The organism is Nocardioides sp. HDW12B (assembly GCF_011299595.1).
GTDB lineage: Bacteria > Actinomycetota > Actinomycetes > Propionibacteriales > Nocardioidaceae > Marmoricola_A.
Genome location: NZ_CP049867.1, coordinates 2,766,109 through 2,781,109 on the forward strand (window position 1 = coordinate 2,766,109; position 15,001 = coordinate 2,781,109).

Below are 15,001 nucleotides of genomic sequence, written 5' to 3' on the forward strand. Positions count from 1 at the left end.
TCGACACGACCCGGGCCCGATCCCCACGCCGAACGGGAGCCACCACCACGTGGACATCGATTCACCGCCGGACGCGCAGCTGCGGCTGCCGGCCGACAGCGCCTACCTGGCCGTGCTGCGCTCGGCCACGGCCGGGCTCGCCGCCCGCATCAACTTCACCCTCGACGACATCGAGGACCTGCGCATCGCCGTCGACGAGGCGTGCGCCATCCTGCTGCCGCAGGCCGCTCCGGACACGCAGCTGGACTGCACCTTCTGGCTCGGAGGCGCGACGATGACCGTCGCGGTCGGCGCCACCTGCACCGAGCCGCGCCAGCCCTCGGAGCAGGGCTTCGCCTGGCGGGTGCTGACGGCGCTGACCACCCACGCCCGGTCGGAGGTGCACGACGACCGGCTCGTGCTCACGCTCTCGCGCAGCGCTGGACAGCACCCGTGACCGCCGGCCCGACCGCGCGCCAGGTGTCGACCACGCACCAGCGCAGCAACGACACGAACGACATCCACGCCCGCACCGCTGAGCTCTTCGCCCAGATGCAGGCCGCGGAGGGAGACGAGGCCGCGCGCGTGCGCGACGCCCTCGTCGAGCTGCACCTGCCGCTCGCGGAGTACCTCGCCCGTCGCTTCGGCAACCGCGGTGAGCCCCACGAGGACCTCGTCCAGGTGGCCACCATCGGGCTGATCAAGGCCATCGACCGCTTCGACACCGACCGCGGGGTCGCGTTCTCGACCTTCGCCACCCCGACGATCATGGGCGAGGTCAAGCGTCACTTCCGCGACCGCGGCTGGACCATCCGGGTCCCGCGCCGGCTGCAGGAGATGCAGGCGATCATCAACCAGGCCGTCGCCGACGTGGGCCAGCAGCTCGGTCGCAGCCCCACCGTGGCCGAGATCGCCAAGCACGCCGGGCTCAGCGAGGAGGAGATCCTCGAGGGCCTCGAGTCGGCCAACGCCTACAGCCCGCTGTCGCTCGACGCCCCCGACCCGGGCGGCGAGGTCGGCGCGGTGATCGAGCAGCTCGGCGACTACGACGACGCCCTCGACGCCGTGGTGGACCGGGAGACCGTGAAGCCCCTGCTCGACGCCCTGGACCCGCGCGCCAAGCGCATCCTGCTGCTGCGGTTCTTCCGCAACATGACGCAGTCGCAGATCGCCGAGGAGCTCGGGATCAGCCAGATGCACGTCTCCCGGCTGCTGAGCCGGACCCTGGCCGACCTGCGTCGCAACCTCGAGGACCAGCGACCGACCCCCTAGCCCGGAGGCCGGACGGCCGACCCCGGCTCGGGCCGGCGGTCAGGCGTGCTCGTCGGTGCTCAGCGCCGCCAGCGACCGGGGATGAAAGACCCCGACGAGCACGGCGATCCCGACCGCGACCAGCACCCACCCGATCACGTCGGGGGTCCAGTCGCTGGTGAACCCGACCAGCACCTGGATCAGCTGCGCCAGCACGACCGGCGCCCGCGCCCACGACTGGCCCCGGACCAGGCACCAGGCGCACCAGGCCAGCCCGGCGCCGTACACGGCGAGGAACAGCGCCGAGGTGAGGCCCATGGCGAGGCGCTGCCCGTCGAGCGCGGGCAGGACCAGGAGCGCCTGGACGACCAGGACGACCGCCTCGAGGGCCGCGGTGGCGCACGCGGCCCGGAGGGGCCAGGGCTGCGCGGAGAGGGGCGAGGAGCGCGGCACGTCGGTCACACCGCGATGGTACGGGCCCGCACCCGGGCACTACGTCCTAGCGCGACGGTGGCATTTGTGCTGGTGAGAGGCCATCTGAGGGCGTGTGACCAAACCAACCAGGCCAAAACCTTGAACCGGTGCCCCTGACTTTGACACGATCGGCTGGTCATCGGTCATGGGGGCATCCTGCGACGCGTCGGGCCCCCGCCCGGTCTTCGCAGCGCCCCCGTCCTCGGATCCGATCACCGGAACGTTGGACGCGAGGGTTTCACCAGAGCCGCGAGCGGCGACGATGACCTGTGGTCGGCACCCCGTGCCACACCCCCTGAACCAGACAAGGAGCCGTCGCCATGGATTGGCGCCACCGTTCCGCGTGCCTCGACGAGGACCCGGAACTGTTCTTCCCGATCGGCAACACCGGTCCGGCCATCCTCCAGATCGAGGAGGCCAAGCAGGTGTGCCGTCGGTGCGAGGTGCGCGAGCAGTGTCTTGCGTGGGCGCTCGAGGCGGGCCAGGACCACGGTGTCTGGGGCGGGATGAGCGAGGACGAGCGGCGCGCCCTCAAGCGCCGCAACGCCCGGGCCCGGGTGCGCACCACCGCCTGACGCGAGACCTCCTGACCCGAGACCGCCTGACGCGAGCCAGGTCCCGGTCGGGCGTCAGCCCGCGGGCACCACGAGCCGGACGCACGTCCCCCGCGGGGAGGCGGCGCCGATCTCGATGGACCCTCCGAGCTCGGACTCCACGAGCGTGCGGACGATCGACAGCCCCAGGCTGCTCGAGCGATCGAGGTCGAAGTCGTCGGGCAGGCCGACCCCGTCGTCGGTCACGCTGACGACCCAGCCGGTCTCGCTGCGAGTCGCGGCCACCTCCACGTGGCCCGGCCCGCCGGCGAAGGCGTGCTCGGCCGCGTTCTGCACCAGCTCGGTCAGCACCATCGCCAGCGGCGTGGCCACCTCGCCCGGCACGGTCCCGAACGAGCCGGTCCGCGACGAGCTGATGACCCCGCCGGCCGAGGCGACCCCGGAGCTGACGTCGGCCACCACGGTGCGCAGCCGGTCGGCGATCTCGTCGAAGTCGACGTGCTCGTCGAGGGACTGGCTCAGGGTCTCGTGGACCAGGGCGATCGAGCCGACGCGGCGCACCGCCTCCTCGAGGGCGGCGCGCGCCTCCGGCACCTGCATGCGTCGCGCCTGCAGCCGCAGGAGTGCCGCCACCGTCTGCAGGTTGTTCTTCACCCGGTGGTGGATCTCGCGGATGGTGGCGTCCTTGGTGACCAGCTCGCGGTCCCGGCTGCGCAGGTCCGTGACGTCGCGCAGCAGCACCAGGGCGCCGACGTGCCGCTCGAGGTCGCGCAGCGGGATGGACCGGGCGATGACGACGCGGGAGCCGTCGCCGATCTCGGTGTCGCGCGCGGCGCGCCCCCCGAGCACCGCGCTCAGCGTCTCCTCGTCGGCGCGCTGCGCGAGCGGCACCAGGGAGCGCGTGGTGGCCGCCAGGTCGAGACCGGTGAGGTCGGTGGCCAGCCCGAGCTGGCGGTAGACCGACAGCGCGTTCGGGCTGGCGTAGGTGACGGACCCGGACTCGTCCACCCGCACGAAGCCGTCGCCCACGCGGGGCGAGTCCGTGTGGTCCGAACGCTGCCCCGGGTAGGGGAACTGCCCGCGCGCGATCATCTGGGTGAGGTCGGTGGCGGTCTGGAGGTAGGCCAGCTCCAGGCGCGAGGGGGTGCGCACCCCCAGCAGGTTGGTGTTGCGCCCGATGATCGCGATGATGCGCCGCCCCCGGCGGACGGGGATCGCCTCCACCCGCACCGGCACCTCGTCGCGCCACTCCGGGTCGCCCTCGCGCACGACGCGCTCCTGTGCCAGCGCCGTGTCGATCAGCGGGCGCCGGCCGGGCGGGATGAAGGTGCCCACCACGTCGTCGACGTGCGCGGTCGGGCCCGTCGTCGGGCGCATCTGGGCCACGGCCCAGAAGCCTCGCCCCTCCCGGTCGGGCAGCCACAGCACGAGGTCGGCGAAGGAGAGGTCCGCGATGATCTGCCAGTCGGCCACCAGCAGCTGCAGCAAGGCCTCGTCGTCGGCGGTGAGGTCGGCATGCGCCTGGGCCAGCTCGCTCAAGGACGCCACGGCTCCACCCTAGGCCGGATAGGTTCGGCCGCATGACGCAGGAGACCACCCCCGACGCCCCGCACGCCGCCGAGACCCCGGAGGCGAACGCCCCGGCCGCCTCCTCCGACGGTGCGGTGGAGGGTCACAGCGGGACCCACGCGGTCGCCGTGGCCGCCTCCCACGGCGTCGAGACCATGTTCACCCTCTCCGGCGCCCACGTCTTCCCGATGTACGACGCCGCGGTCCACGCCGACCCGCCCGTCAAGCTGCTCGACGTCCGCCACGAGCAGACCGCCGTGTTCGCCGCCGAGGCCGTCGGCAAGCTGACCCGGGTGCCGGGGCTCGCGGTGCTGACCGCCGGCCCGGGCATCACCAACGGCGTCAGCCCCATCACGCAGGCCTACTTCAGCGGCTCGCCGCTGGTCGTCGTCGGCGGTCGCGCGCCCGCGAACCGGTGGGGTCAGGGCAGCCTGCAGGAGCTCGACCACGTCCCGCTCGTGTCCCCGGTGACCAAGTCGGCGCGCACCGCGCACCGGGCCGACGACGTCGCCGACGAGATGCACCGCGCCTTCACGTCCGCGCGCACCTCCCACCGCGGACCGGCCTTCCTCGACGTCCCCCTCGACGCCTTCTTCGACAACGCCACCGTGGAACGTCCCGCCTACTCCCCCGCCGAGCCGGTCGAGCCCGACCCCGAAGCGATCGCGACGATCGCCCAGCTGCTGTCCGAGGCCGAGCGCCCCGTGCTGGTGCTGGGCAGCGACGTGTGGCTGGACGGCGCCGAGGAGGCGGCCCGACGCCTCGTGGAGACCGCCGGGCTGCCGGCCCTGGCCAACGGCATGGGCCGCGGCATCGTCCCCGGCGGGCACGAGCTGCTCGTCACCAAGGCTCGCTCGGTCGCCCTGGGCCAGGCCGACCTGGTCGTGGTGGTCGGCACCCCGCTGGACTTCCGGCTCTCCTACGGCGTCTTCGGCGGCAAGGAGGGCGCTCCCACCGCGAGGACGGTCCACGTCGCCGACTCGGAGGCCCAGGTGGCCGGTCACGCCGAGCTCGCCGCGTCTGCGTACGGCGACCTCACCCACGCCCTCGACGGGGTGCTCACCGCCCTGGAGCAGCAGCGGCAGAAGCCCGACTGGTCCGCGTGGGTCGCGAGGCTCCAGGACACCGTCAAGGCCGCCGCCGAGCGCGACCGCGAGCTGCTCGACGCCGAGGCCGACCCGATCCACCCCGCCCGGATCTACGGCGAGCTGCTGCCGCGGCTGGCCGACGACTCCGTCGTGATCGGCGACGGGGGCGACTTCGTCTCGTTCGCCGGCAAGTACGTCGAGCCGCAGCGGCCAGGCGGGTGGCTGGACCCCGGCCCCTACGGCTGCCTCGGCGCCGGCATGGGCGCGGCGATCGCGGCCCGGCTGGTGCGGCCCTCGGCCCAGGTCGTGGTGCTCTTCGGCGACGGCGCCGCCGGCATGTCGCTGATGGACGTCGACACCCTGGTGCGCCACGACCTGCCGGTGGTCATGGTCATGGGCAACAACTCGGCCTGGGCGCTGGAGAAGGGCCCCATGCAGATGCTCTACGGCTACGACGTCATCGCCGACCTCGCCCCGCGCACGGCGTACGACGAGGTGGTGAAGGCGCTGGGGGGCGCCGGCGAGATGGTCACCGACCCGAAGGAGATCGGGCCGGCCATGGACCGGGCCTTCGCCGCGAACGTGCCCTACCTGGTCAACGTCATCACCGACGTGAAGGCGGCCTACCCGCGCAACACGCTGGGCATCTGAGCGCTCACCCGGCGCCCCGGCCCAGGCGGGCCAGGAAGCGCTCGGTGTCGACCACGACCCGGGTGACCTCGCCGTGCCCGAGCACCGAGCCGGTGTCGTCGGCCACGGCGGTGACCTCGTAGCGCAGCAGCCGGCCGTCGCGGTGGACCTGCCGGGCCAGCACCCGCACCCGGTCGCCGACGCTGCTGGCGGCGCGGTGCTCGAGGGAGACCCGGGTGCCGACGGTGGTCTGGCCGTCCTCGAGCAGCGGGTCGGCGGCCGCGCAGGTCGTCGCCTCGGCCCAGGCCAGCAGCACCGGTGTGCCGAGCACCTCCAGCGAGCCCGACCCGACCGCGCGGGCGGTGTCGTCGGTGGTGACGGTGAAGGTGAGGGTCGCCTCGTCGTGGGTCATGCCCCCAGCATGCCCATTTCCTCTGACGCCTGCCTCGATGAGAGACTGGGGCGAACCAGAGTCCACCGGTCCGTCGGATCACGGGCCGTGCAGAGGAGACACCATGGGTAAGACCGGTCGCAAGCGCCGCGGGCGCAAGAAGAAGGCAGCGAACCACGGCAAGCGTCCCAACGCCTGACCGTCCTCGCGAGAGACACCACGACCCCGTGCACCAGCACGGGGTCGTCGTCGTTCTGGGGCCGGGTGCGGTCCGGGACCCGGACCGGCCGTCGGCTCAGGCGGGGCCGGTCTCGCCGTAGCGGACCTGGATCTCCTGGCGGATGCTGATGAGCACCTTGTGGCGCAGCTCGTCGGGGGCGCGCTCGGCGCAGGAGCGCGCCACCAGCGCCTTGACCGCCCGCTCGAGCACGAAGTGGTCGACGCACGGCGCGCAGTCGTCGAGGTGCTGCTTGATCGTGGCGGCGTCGGCGTCGGCCAGCTCGTTGTCGATGAAGAAGACCATCCGCTCGAGGGCGGCGGTGCAGTCGGTGTCGTTCGGGTCGCCGCAGCTCATCGTGTCGCTCCTTCCACGGTCCGGGCGGCGTTGCCGTCGGCGTCGACGCGCATGCCGCGCTCCCGGGCGTAGTCGGCCAGCATGGTGCGCAGCTGGCGACGGCCACGGTGCAGCCGCGACATCACGGTGCCGATGGGGGTGTCCATGATCTCGGCGATCTCCTTGTAGGGAAACCCCTCGACGTCGGCGAGGTAGACCGCGAGGCGGAACTCCTCCTGCAGCTGGTTGAGCGCGTCCTTGACGTCGCTGTCGGGCAGGTGCTCGAGCGCCACCATCTCGGCGGACTTGAGTCCGCTCGAGGTGTGGGACTCGGCCCGGGCGAGCTGCCAGTCCTCGACGTCCTCGCTCATCGACTGCTGCGGCTCCCGCTGCTTCTTGCGGTAGCTGTTGATGAAGGTGTTGGTCAGGATGCGGTAGAGCCAGGCCTTCAGGTTGGTGCCCTGCTTGAACTGGTGGAAGGCGGCGAAGGCCTTCGCGAAGGTCTCCTGGACCAGGTCCTCGGCGTCGGAGGGGTTGCGGGTCATCCGCATCGCGGCCGAGTAGAGCTGGTCGAGGTAGGGCAGGGCGTCGCGCTCGAAGCGTGCGGCCCGCTCCTGCTCCGACTCGGGCTCAGGGGTGGTGACTTCGTCAGACATTGTCCGCCAGCCTACCGGCAGGGTCCGCCCCGGCAGATCGGCCGTGATCGTCGCGCAGGCCACGGTGACCCCTTCCTGTCGTTCGAGGTGCCGGCGCGCGTGCGCCGACCCCGGGTCAACGCCCGGCCCGCGGGGTTGATTCCCTCCTAGAGCACGCGCTGCTCGATGAGCTCCAGCGCGCTCTCGACCACGATCTGCGCGACGTCCTCGGCGCTGACCCCGCTGCGCTTCGGCGTCTTCAGCCCGTGGTCGGCCGAGGGTACGACGACCAGTGGCTGGGTCGGCGCGAACTCCGCCGGGGTTCCGAAGGGGTCCCGCTCGCCCTGGACGACCAGGGTCGGCACGGTGACCGCGGCCAGCTCGTCGGCCCGCGACCTCTCCGGCTTGCCCGGCGGGTGCAGCGGGAAGGACAGCGCGAGCACCGCCGACGCACCGAGGTGGTGAGCGGTCCGGCAGGAGCTGCGGGCTCCGGCGCTGCGTCCCCCGAGGACCAGCGGGGTCCGCGAGCGCAGCCGGTCGACGACCGCCACCGCGCAGGTGTCGAGGATGCCGGGGGCCGAGGCGATCCGGCGTCCGGCGACCCGCCAGGGCTGCTCGAGCCGGATGACGGTGATGCCCTGGCCGGGCAGCGCCCGTGCCAGCGCGACCAGGTCGGGGGCGTCGGGGCCTCCCCCGGCGCCGTGCTGCAGGAAGAGGGTGGCGCGGGGGCTGCGGGAGCGGTCGACGTGCAGCCGGGCGTCGCCGTGGGGGGTGGCCCAGGTGCGGATCTCGGTCACGCGGGTCCGCCCGTGCCGGCATCCACGCCCGCGGGCACGTCCTCGGCGGGCAGGGGCTCGGCGAGCTCGGGGCCGTTGTGGCGCACGTTGTTGACCTGGGTCGAGACGGGATAGGCCTCGAGCCGGCCCGGGGCCGCGGGCACCAGCAGGGCGCGGGCCCGGTCGACGTCGACGCCGGGGTCGAGCCACTCGGCGCGGCGGTCCGGCTCGACCAGCAGCGGCATCCGGTCGTGGATGTGGCCCACGGCGTCCTCCGCGGTCGTGGTGAGCACCGTGCAGGTCCAGCGGAAGCGCTCGGGGTCGTCCTCGTCGCGTGTCGGGTCCCTCCAGATCTCGTAGAGGCCGGCCATGGCCATCACGGACCCGTCCGCGGGGTGGATGTAGAACGGCTGCTTGAGCGGCTTGCCGGCCTTCGTGCGCTGCTCGGTGGCGTACCACTCGTAGTAGCCGTCGGCGGGCAGCAGGCAGCGACGCTTGGCGAAGGCCCGGCGGAAGGCGGGCTTCTCGGTCACCGTCTCCATGCGCGCGTTGATCATGCGGTTGCCGATCGAGGGGTCCTTGGCCCAGAAGGGCACCAGCCCCCAGCGCAGCACCCGGAGCTGCCGCTCGGCCGGGGCGTCCTCGCCGGGCGGCCGGTCGAGCACGGCGTACACCTGCTTGGTCGGCGCGACGTTCCAGTCGGGCTCGAGCGGAGCGGCGACGGTCTCGGTGACCTTCGCGCGGTCGATCTCGAACTCCTCGGCGAGGTCCTCCGGCTTGCGGCTCGATGCGTAGCGCCCACACATGGGCATCACCCTACGGCGGCCTGCTCGGCCTCGACCCCGGCCAGCACCGCGCCGACGACCCAGGCCAGGTCGTCGGCGGTGCGCTCGGGGCTGTGGTGGGGCTGCGTCAGGTGCGACAGCGCCAGCCGGATGACCGACTCCAGCGACACGGCGAGCTTCTCGCCGCGCAGCGGCAGGTCGGGGAAGTGCTCGACCACGAGGTCGTAGAGGAAGCCGGCGGCGGTGTCGATGATGGTCTGCGACTGGAAGATGTAGGGCAGGAGGTCGGTGTCGCCGGTGTGCCCGCTCTCCAGCACGGCCTTGAGCAGGGCGTTGTCGCCGGCGCTGGTGAGCGCGCCGAGCACCGCCGAGCGCACGGCGGGCTGGAACTCCTGCTCCCCCTCGAAGGACTCGCGCACCACGTCGAGGAAGACGTCGAGCTCGCGCATCACGAGCTGCTCGGCGAGCTGCTGCTTGGTGCCGAACTCGTTGTAGACGGTCTGCCGGCTGACCCCGGCCCGGTCGGCGACCTTGGCCATCGTGAGCCGGCGCCACCCCTCGGCGGCGAAGGCCGCGGCGGCCGCGTCGAGCAGCCGGTCGCGCAGGATCGTGCGCACGGCGGCCCGGAACGGTTTCTTGCTCACCTGGTCAGGGTCTCATCCGGGGGCAAGGTGCCGGGCAGGTCGTCCGGCGGGCCGTCCGGCAGGTCGACCAGCGCGTCGCCGGGCGGGTCGACCCGAGGTCGGGCGCTCGCTCAGACCGGCTCGAAGTCCTGCGCCTCGCGCACCCCGCAGTCCGGACACGGCCAGTCCTCGTCGACCTCGGCCAGCGGGGTGCCCGCCGGCCAGCCCTCGCGGGGCTCGCCGAGGGTCTCGTCGTAGACGTAGTCGCAATTGGGGCAGCGGAAGCAGCCGGTCTGCTGGTCCTGCCGTGTCGTGGTGGTGACGGTCTCCATGGTTCTCTCCCTCGGCTCGTCGGTCGGGTGCTGCGTGCTGGGCTCGTGCTGGGCTCGTGCTGGGCTGGTGCTGGGCCGGCGCCGGTGGCTCAGGCGGCGTCGGCGCGGCTCGTGGGCGGCTGCCCGTACGTCGCGAGGTAGCGCTCGGCGCGCCGCGGGTGGAGGTTGGCGCGGCTGACGTCGCCGTCGTAGTGCGCCACGACGCGGCGGTCCATGACCCGGCGCCAGACGGCCGGGACCCAGGTCAGCACGATCATCCCGGCGTAGCCGGTGGGCAGCACCGGCGCCTCGGGGAAGTCGCGCAGCGCCTGGTAGCGCCGCGTGGGGTTGGCGTGGTGGTCGCTGTGGCGCTGCAGGTGGTAGAGCAGCACGTTGGTCCCGATGTTGTTGCTGTTCCAGCTGTGGCTGGGGTTCACGCGCTCGTAGCGGCCCGACTCGAGCGTGGCGCGCTTCATGCCGTAGTGCTCGAGGTAGTTGACCGACTCCAGCTCCCAGATGCCGACCACGGCGGCGACCAGCAGGTAGGGCAGCACCTGCCACCCGAAGGCGAGCACCAGCCCGCCCCACAGCACCACGGTCATGGCGTAGGCGTTGAGGATGTCGTTCTTGATGGTCCAGTGGTTCTGGTCGCGGCGACCGAAGCGCTTCTTCTCCAGGCGCCAGGCGCTCTTCCAGCTGCCGACCACGGTGCGCGGCAGGAAGCCCCAGACGGTCTCCCCCATCCGCGAGCTCGCGGGGTCCTCCGGGGTGGCGACGCGGACGTGGTGCCCGCGGTTGTGCTCGATGTAGAAGTGCCCGTACGCCGTCGGGGCGAGCGCCACGCGCGACAGCCAGCGCTCGTGCTTCTCCTTCTTGTGGCCGAGCTCGTGGGCGGTGTTGATGCCGATCCCGACCACGATGCCGAGCGAGATCGCCATGCCGAGCCGGTCCAGCACGTCGTGCTGGGGCTGGCTGATCATCCAGGCGGTCCAGATCACCGCGAGGTACTGCATCGGGATGAAGGCGTAGGTGATCCAGCGGTAGAACCGGTCCTCCTCCAGGCGCTCGAGGACCTCGTCCGGGGGGTTGTTGGGATCGATCCCCACGAGGAGGTCCACCAGGGGCACGAGGCCGAAGATGAAGACCGGGCCGAAGAACCAGAAGGCGTCCCAGCCCGTCCAGCTCACCAGGCCCCAGGACAGGAACGGGATGATCGGCACGATCGCGCCGACCAGCCAGGCGTAGCGCTTGGTGTCGCGCCAGACGGGCTCGGCGGGGTGGGCCTCCGCGCTGTGGGTCGAGGTGGTCGCCGGGGTGTGAGTGGCAGCCATGATCAGCCTCCTGCTCGCTGCGTCCCGCGTGAACAGCGGGCTTTACACGAGAGTAGGAGTTGTACACCTACTTGGCAACGACTTCGAGTTTGTACACCGACGTGTCGCGCGTCACACCGCAGCGATTGGCGGGAGCGGCGTGTAGGTCAGTGGACGAGCAGCGTGCCCAGCACGGCGCCGGCCCGGTCCACGTCGCCCGGGAGCCCCTCCACCCAGATGCGGGCGTCCTCGGGACCGCCCAGCTCGGTGAGCAGCGTGCGCAGGCGCGCCACGGCCGGCGCCAGGTCGGGCGTGCGACGCACGAGCGTCACCACCGCGTCGTGGCCCAGGCGGGCCACGGTCTCCTCGCCGGAGAAGGTGGCACGCAGTCCCTCGGCGACGGTGGCCAGCTCGAGGGCACGCACCAGCCGCAGGTCGACGGGTCCGGCCCCGCGCAGGCCGGCGCGGTGGCGTCGGGCGCTGGCGGTGACGTCGACGACGACGAGCGCGTGCGTGCGGCGTACGTCGTCCCCGGAGCGCTCGGCGCCCCGGTAGACCTCCGCCAGGCGGCTGCGCAGGTGCTGCTGGCTGGCGAGCCCGGTGAGCGGGTCCTCGCACGAGACGTCGACCAGGTAGCCGAGCGTCGCCTCGCTCCAGGCCACGGTCATCGCCTCCACGGCAGCGAAGTCGGGGTCCGAGCTGCGGACGACCTCGTAGGTCCTCCGCAGCCCGGTGAGCGCCTCTCCCACGGACGCCCCGTCCCCGGCCAGCGCGGTCCCCACCAGGGCGCAGGCCGCGAGCGGGCACCTCCCGGACGCCAGGGCGTCACCGACCGCATCGAATCCCAGCGGCACGTCGTGCCTCGATGCGGTGGTGCGCTCCCTCCCTGGCTCCGGCGAGCCACCCGGGTCACGTCGGCCGGTGAAGGACGGCAAGCTGCCTCGCATGGCGTCCTCCTCCCCTCCGGTGGGTCGTCCTCCCATGAACCGACCCGTGGCCGACGAGCACCGGTGGTGCCGTCGATGAGGGAACGGAGCCGTGGCGGGGTCATGACGCGGTTCCGGAGATTTTCTTTTTCGGTGCCGCCCGGCCCTCGTCCGCCCCGGCGGGCCCGTCCCGCGGGTCCTGGTGCTGCCGGGTCGGCTGGGGCTGATGTGGCTGCCGGTGCACCCACGGTCGACTCAGGCGTCACCTCGGCCTCGCGGATCGCTCGCGGTATCGGCCGACCCGGGGTATTTTTTGTCACGGCAGGCGATTCGTCCGCCGAGGAGGCGGGCACCCTGTCCGCTCCACCCGTGGGGACATGACCGAACTCCTGCACCAGCTCGAGGCTCCCGGAGACGCGGAGCTGATCTCGCGCGTGCGCGAGGGCGACCTGGAGGCGTACGGCGACCTCTACGCGCGCCACGTGGACGCCGCCCGACGGCTGGCCCGCCAGCTGGTCCGCGGACCCGACTCGGACGACCTGGTCTCGGACGCCTTCGCGAAGGTCATGGCCGTGCTGCAGCGCGGCGGCGGCCCGGACGTGGCGTTCCGCGCCTACCTGCTGACGGCCGTGCGACGTCTGCACGTCGACCGGATCCGGGCGACGTCGCGCGTCACGACCACCGACGACCTCGAGGCCTTCGACCCCGGGGTGCCCTTCCAGGACACGGCCGTCGCGCAGTTCGAGAACGGCGCCGCCGCCCGGGCCTTCTCCTCGCTGCCCGAGCGGTGGCAGCTCGTGCTGTGGCACCTCGAGGTCGAGGGCCAGAAGCCCGCCGAGATCGCCGTCCTCCTCGGGATGAGCCCGAACTCGGTCTCCGCCCTGGCCTACCGCGCCCGCGAGGGCCTGCGGCAGGCGTTCCTGGCCGCGCACCTCGCCACCGCCGACCAGGCGGAGTGCCGCTGGGTGACCGAGAGGCTCGGCGGCTACGTCCGCAAGGGCCTGTCGAAGCGGGACCACGACAAGGTCGCGCTCCACCTCGACGTCTGCCCGCGCTGCACCGCGATGTACCTCGAGCTCACCGAGGTCAACGACAACCTGGCCGGCATCATCGCCCCCCTCCTGCTCGGCGGCCTGGCCGCCGGCTACCTCGGCTCGAGCGGCGCCGGCGCGGCCGGCGGCGTGGTCGCGCTGCTGGGGCGGGCCAAGGACGCGGTCACCGGCAACGTGGGCCCGGTCGTGGCGGGCACCGCCGCCGCCACGGTCGCGGTGGCGACCCTCATCGCGATCGCCGTCACCGGCGACGACGAGCCGCCCGCCGCCGCCGGCGGCGACCGCTCCACCACGGACACCGCCGACGGGGCCGACCCGGACGACCCCTCCGGTCCCGGTGGCTCCGCGCCCGGCGCCCGGCTCCCGGCCCCTCGGACCGCGGACGAGCCGGCCCTGCGGGTGGCCTCGCCGCTGCTCGCCGAGCCCGTCGCCCTGACCGAGGCCGCCGCCCCGACCTCCGTCACCGAGCTCGTCACCGAGGCCCTGGCGCCCGGGACCGACACCAGCACCGACACCGGCACCGGGACCGACCCGGGCACTGACCCCGGGACCGACCCGGGCACGGATCCCGGAACCGACCCCGGAACCGACCCGGGAGAACCGGAGACCGACATCCGGGTCGCGGGCGCGACCGTCTCCGACGACGCCCTGGTCGTCGACGTCGACAACCTCCCGCCGGAGCCGGTCACCATCGTCGTGGACCTGGCCTCGGACTCCGGTCGTGCCGCCTTCGTGCCCGGCCAGCGGGTGTGCAGCGTCGAGCCCGCCACCCCGACCCGAGCGGTCTGCGTGACGAGCACCGCCATGGCGCGCATGGCGGCCACCCAGCTGGCCCCCCGCTCCTTCCAGGCCGTCATCCCGCTCGACTTCCCGGCCGACGTCGACGTCGACTTCCTCGACGTGTCGGTCAACGTCGTCGGCTACCGCGAGACCTTCGCCGAGGACAACCGGATCCGCTTCGAGTACCGACCGGTCCGCACGCCCACGGACGGTCCGACGACCGACGGCCCCACCGACGGCCCCACCGACGGCCCCACCACCGGCGGTCCCACCGACGGCCCCACGACCGGAGGCCCGACCGACGGCCCGACCACGGGCGGTCCCACCGACGGCCCGACCGACGGCCCGACCGACGGCCCGACGACGGGCGGCCCCACCGACGGCCCCACCACCGGCGGCCCCACCGAAGAACCGAGCGAGGGACCCGACCTGGCCGTGGCCCTCTCCCGGGTGTCCGCCGACGACGGCCGCTTCAAGGTCCAGGTCAGCACACCGCGGGGCACCGGTCCGGCCGACGTCGGTCTGCGTCTGGCCTTCCGTCCCGGCACCGTGACCGTCGCCGCGGCCGAGCGCGACTGCACCGGGCCGGTCGACGGGGTCGTCACCTGCGACTGGAACGGCAACACCTGGGTCGGCTTCTTCACCGTTCCCCTGGCTGCCGGCGACACCGTCGACGTCTCGACGACCGTCAGCCTGCCCGGCCTCACCGACCCCCGCCCCGAGAACAACACCGACACGCTCCGGCTCGAGGGCGACGACCGCGCCACCGGAGGCGGCCCGAAGGACGGCGGGCCGAAGGACGGCGGGCCGAAGGACGGCGGGCCGAAGGACGGCGGGCCGAAGGACGGCGGGCCGAAGGACGACGGGCCGAAGGACAGCGGCGGCCCGAAGGACACCCGGCCGTCGAACCCCGGCGGCTCGAAGCCGTCCGAGGGACCCGGCCGACCGGACCCGTCCCCCGCGCCCGACAGGCCCGACAGGCCCGCCAAGCCCGAGAAGCCCGCCAAGCCCGACAAGCCGGCCCCGCCCGAGAAGCCGGGCCAGGCGGGCGACCCGCCCGGCAAGGCGGACCCGCCCGGCAAGGCGAACGGCCACGAGACCGACCCGTCGAACGGCAAGTCGGACGACAAGCCGGACGACAAGCCGGGCGACAAGCCGGGCGACAAGCCGGGCGGCAAGCCCGACCCGGACGACAAGCCGGGCGCCGGACCCTCGCGGCCCGCCGGTGAGGGCAAGGGCCCGCGCCGCTCCGGACGCCGGTCGCCTCGTGACGGCTGACCGTCGTCCCCGACCGGCACGCCCGGCTCGATAGGG

At 73.3% G+C, this 15,001-nt stretch carries 16 protein-coding genes; 5 read left to right on the forward strand and 11 right to left on the reverse strand.

Annotated features, from left to right (window positions below):
- Positions 1 to 49 precede the first annotated feature (49 nt).
- The gene (locus G7072_RS12960; protein ID WP_166086996.1) at positions 50 to 436 is read left to right on the forward strand and encodes a hypothetical protein; all 387 of its coding nucleotides are present in this window, start codon (positions 50 to 52) and stop codon (positions 434 to 436) included.
- Complete coding sequence (locus tag G7072_RS12965; RefSeq protein WP_240916941.1) at positions 433 to 1,251, forward strand: RNA polymerase sigma factor SigF; 819 nt, start codon at positions 433 to 435, stop codon at positions 1,249 to 1,251. The genes G7072_RS12960 and G7072_RS12965 overlap by 4 nt, the downstream gene beginning before the upstream one ends.
- 39 nt (positions 1,252 to 1,290) lie before the next feature.
- Here G7072_RS12965 and G7072_RS12970 read toward each other — a convergent pair whose 3' ends face one another.
- A complete protein-coding gene (locus tag G7072_RS12970) occupies positions 1,291 to 1,692 on the reverse strand; it encodes a hypothetical protein (protein ID WP_166086998.1) in 402 nt (133 codons plus the stop codon).
- A 332-nt stretch (positions 1,693 to 2,024) separates the two neighbouring features.
- Between G7072_RS12970 and G7072_RS12975 the strand changes: the two genes are divergently transcribed.
- Positions 2,025 to 2,279 (forward strand): WhiB family transcriptional regulator, encoded by a 255-nt coding sequence (locus G7072_RS12975; RefSeq protein ID WP_166087000.1) that lies wholly within the window; start codon positions 2,025 to 2,027, stop codon positions 2,277 to 2,279.
- A gap of 54 nt (positions 2,280 to 2,333) precedes the next feature.
- Here G7072_RS12975 and G7072_RS12980 read toward each other — a convergent pair whose 3' ends face one another.
- Complete coding sequence (locus G7072_RS12980; protein WP_206063106.1) at positions 2,334 to 3,806, reverse strand: PAS domain-containing sensor histidine kinase; 1,473 nt, start codon at positions 3,804 to 3,806, stop codon at positions 2,334 to 2,336.
- A gap of 32 nt (positions 3,807 to 3,838) precedes the next feature.
- Between G7072_RS12980 and G7072_RS12985 the strand changes: the two genes are divergently transcribed.
- Positions 3,839 to 5,566, forward strand: a complete 1,728-nt coding sequence (locus tag G7072_RS12985; RefSeq protein WP_166087003.1) for an acetolactate synthase — start codon at positions 3,839 to 3,841, stop codon at positions 5,564 to 5,566.
- A gap of 4 nt (positions 5,567 to 5,570) precedes the next feature.
- Here G7072_RS12985 and G7072_RS12990 read toward each other — a convergent pair whose 3' ends face one another.
- The 9 genes from G7072_RS12990 to G7072_RS13030 all read right to left on the reverse strand — a co-directional run bounded on the left by G7072_RS12990 (position 5,571) and on the right by G7072_RS13030 (position 11,876).
- Positions 5,571 to 5,957, reverse strand: a complete 387-nt coding sequence (locus G7072_RS12990; protein WP_166087005.1) for a hotdog domain-containing protein — start codon at positions 5,955 to 5,957, stop codon at positions 5,571 to 5,573.
- A 274-nt stretch (positions 5,958 to 6,231) separates the two neighbouring features.
- Complete coding sequence (rsrA, locus tag G7072_RS12995) at positions 6,232 to 6,510, reverse strand: mycothiol system anti-sigma-R factor (protein ID WP_166087007.1); 279 nt, start codon at positions 6,508 to 6,510, stop codon at positions 6,232 to 6,234.
- A complete protein-coding gene (locus G7072_RS13000) occupies positions 6,507 to 7,145 on the reverse strand; it encodes a sigma-70 family RNA polymerase sigma factor (RefSeq protein WP_166087009.1) in 639 nt (212 codons plus the stop codon). Before G7072_RS13000 ends, rsrA begins: the two co-directional genes overlap by 4 nt.
- Before the next feature lie 146 nt (positions 7,146 to 7,291).
- A complete protein-coding gene (locus G7072_RS13005) occupies positions 7,292 to 7,921 on the reverse strand; it encodes an alpha/beta family hydrolase (protein ID WP_166087010.1) in 630 nt (209 codons plus the stop codon).
- The gene (locus tag G7072_RS13010; protein WP_166087012.1) at positions 7,918 to 8,706 is read right to left on the reverse strand and encodes an SOS response-associated peptidase; all 789 of its coding nucleotides are present in this window, start codon (positions 8,704 to 8,706) and stop codon (positions 7,918 to 7,920) included. The genes G7072_RS13005 and G7072_RS13010 overlap by 4 nt, the downstream gene beginning before the upstream one ends.
- Positions 8,707 to 8,711: 5 nt before the next feature.
- Entirely contained in the window at positions 8,712 to 9,329 is a 618-nt protein-coding gene (locus tag G7072_RS13015) for a TetR family transcriptional regulator (protein ID WP_166087015.1), read from the reverse strand.
- Positions 9,330 to 9,439: 110 nt separating this feature from the next.
- Positions 9,440 to 9,640, reverse strand: a complete 201-nt coding sequence (locus G7072_RS13020) for a rubredoxin (RefSeq protein WP_166087017.1) — start codon at positions 9,638 to 9,640, stop codon at positions 9,440 to 9,442.
- 89 nt (positions 9,641 to 9,729) lie between these two features.
- Positions 9,730 to 10,950, reverse strand: a complete 1,221-nt coding sequence (locus G7072_RS13025; protein ID WP_166087019.1) for an alkane 1-monooxygenase — start codon at positions 10,948 to 10,950, stop codon at positions 9,730 to 9,732.
- Positions 10,951 to 11,096: 146 nt separating this feature from the next.
- Positions 11,097 to 11,876 (reverse strand): hypothetical protein, encoded by a 780-nt coding sequence (locus tag G7072_RS13030; RefSeq protein WP_166087021.1) that lies wholly within the window; start codon positions 11,874 to 11,876, stop codon positions 11,097 to 11,099.
- A gap of 356 nt (positions 11,877 to 12,232) precedes the next feature.
- Between G7072_RS13030 and G7072_RS20215 the strand changes: the two genes are divergently transcribed.
- Positions 12,233 to 14,965, forward strand: coding sequence for a sigma-70 family RNA polymerase sigma factor (locus tag G7072_RS20215; protein ID WP_166087023.1), 2,733 nt, complete (start codon positions 12,233 to 12,235; stop codon positions 14,963 to 14,965).
- The last annotated feature ends 36 nt before the right edge of the window (positions 14,966 to 15,001 follow it).

Coding starts and splice junctions, on each gene's coding strand:
- G7072_RS12975 (WP_166087000.1), top strand. CDS start 2,025: ATGGATTGGCGCCACCGTTCCGCGTGCCTCGACGAGGACCCGGAACTG.
- G7072_RS12985 (WP_166087003.1), top strand. CDS start 3,839: ATGACGCAGGAGACCACCCCCGACGCCCCGCACGCCGCCGAGACCCCG.
- G7072_RS12990 (WP_166087005.1), bottom strand. CDS start 5,957: ATGACCCACGACGAGGCGACCCTCACCTTCACCGTCACCACCGACGAC.
- rsrA (WP_166087007.1), bottom strand. CDS start 6,510: ATGAGCTGCGGCGACCCGAACGACACCGACTGCACCGCCGCCCTCGAG.
- G7072_RS13000 (WP_166087009.1), bottom strand. CDS start 7,145: ATGTCTGACGAAGTCACCACCCCTGAGCCCGAGTCGGAGCAGGAGCGG.
- G7072_RS13010 (WP_166087012.1), bottom strand. CDS start 8,706: ATGTGTGGGCGCTACGCATCGAGCCGCAAGCCGGAGGACCTCGCCGAG.
- G7072_RS13020 (WP_166087017.1), bottom strand. CDS start 9,640: ATGGAGACCGTCACCACCACGACACGGCAGGACCAGCAGACCGGCTGC.
- G7072_RS13025 (WP_166087019.1), bottom strand. CDS start 10,950: ATGGCTGCCACTCACACCCCGGCGACCACCTCGACCCACAGCGCGGAG.
- G7072_RS13030 (WP_166087021.1), bottom strand. CDS start 11,876: ATGCGAGGCAGCTTGCCGTCCTTCACCGGCCGACGTGACCCGGGTGGC.
- G7072_RS20215 (WP_166087023.1), top strand. CDS start 12,233: ATGACCGAACTCCTGCACCAGCTCGAGGCTCCCGGAGACGCGGAGCTG.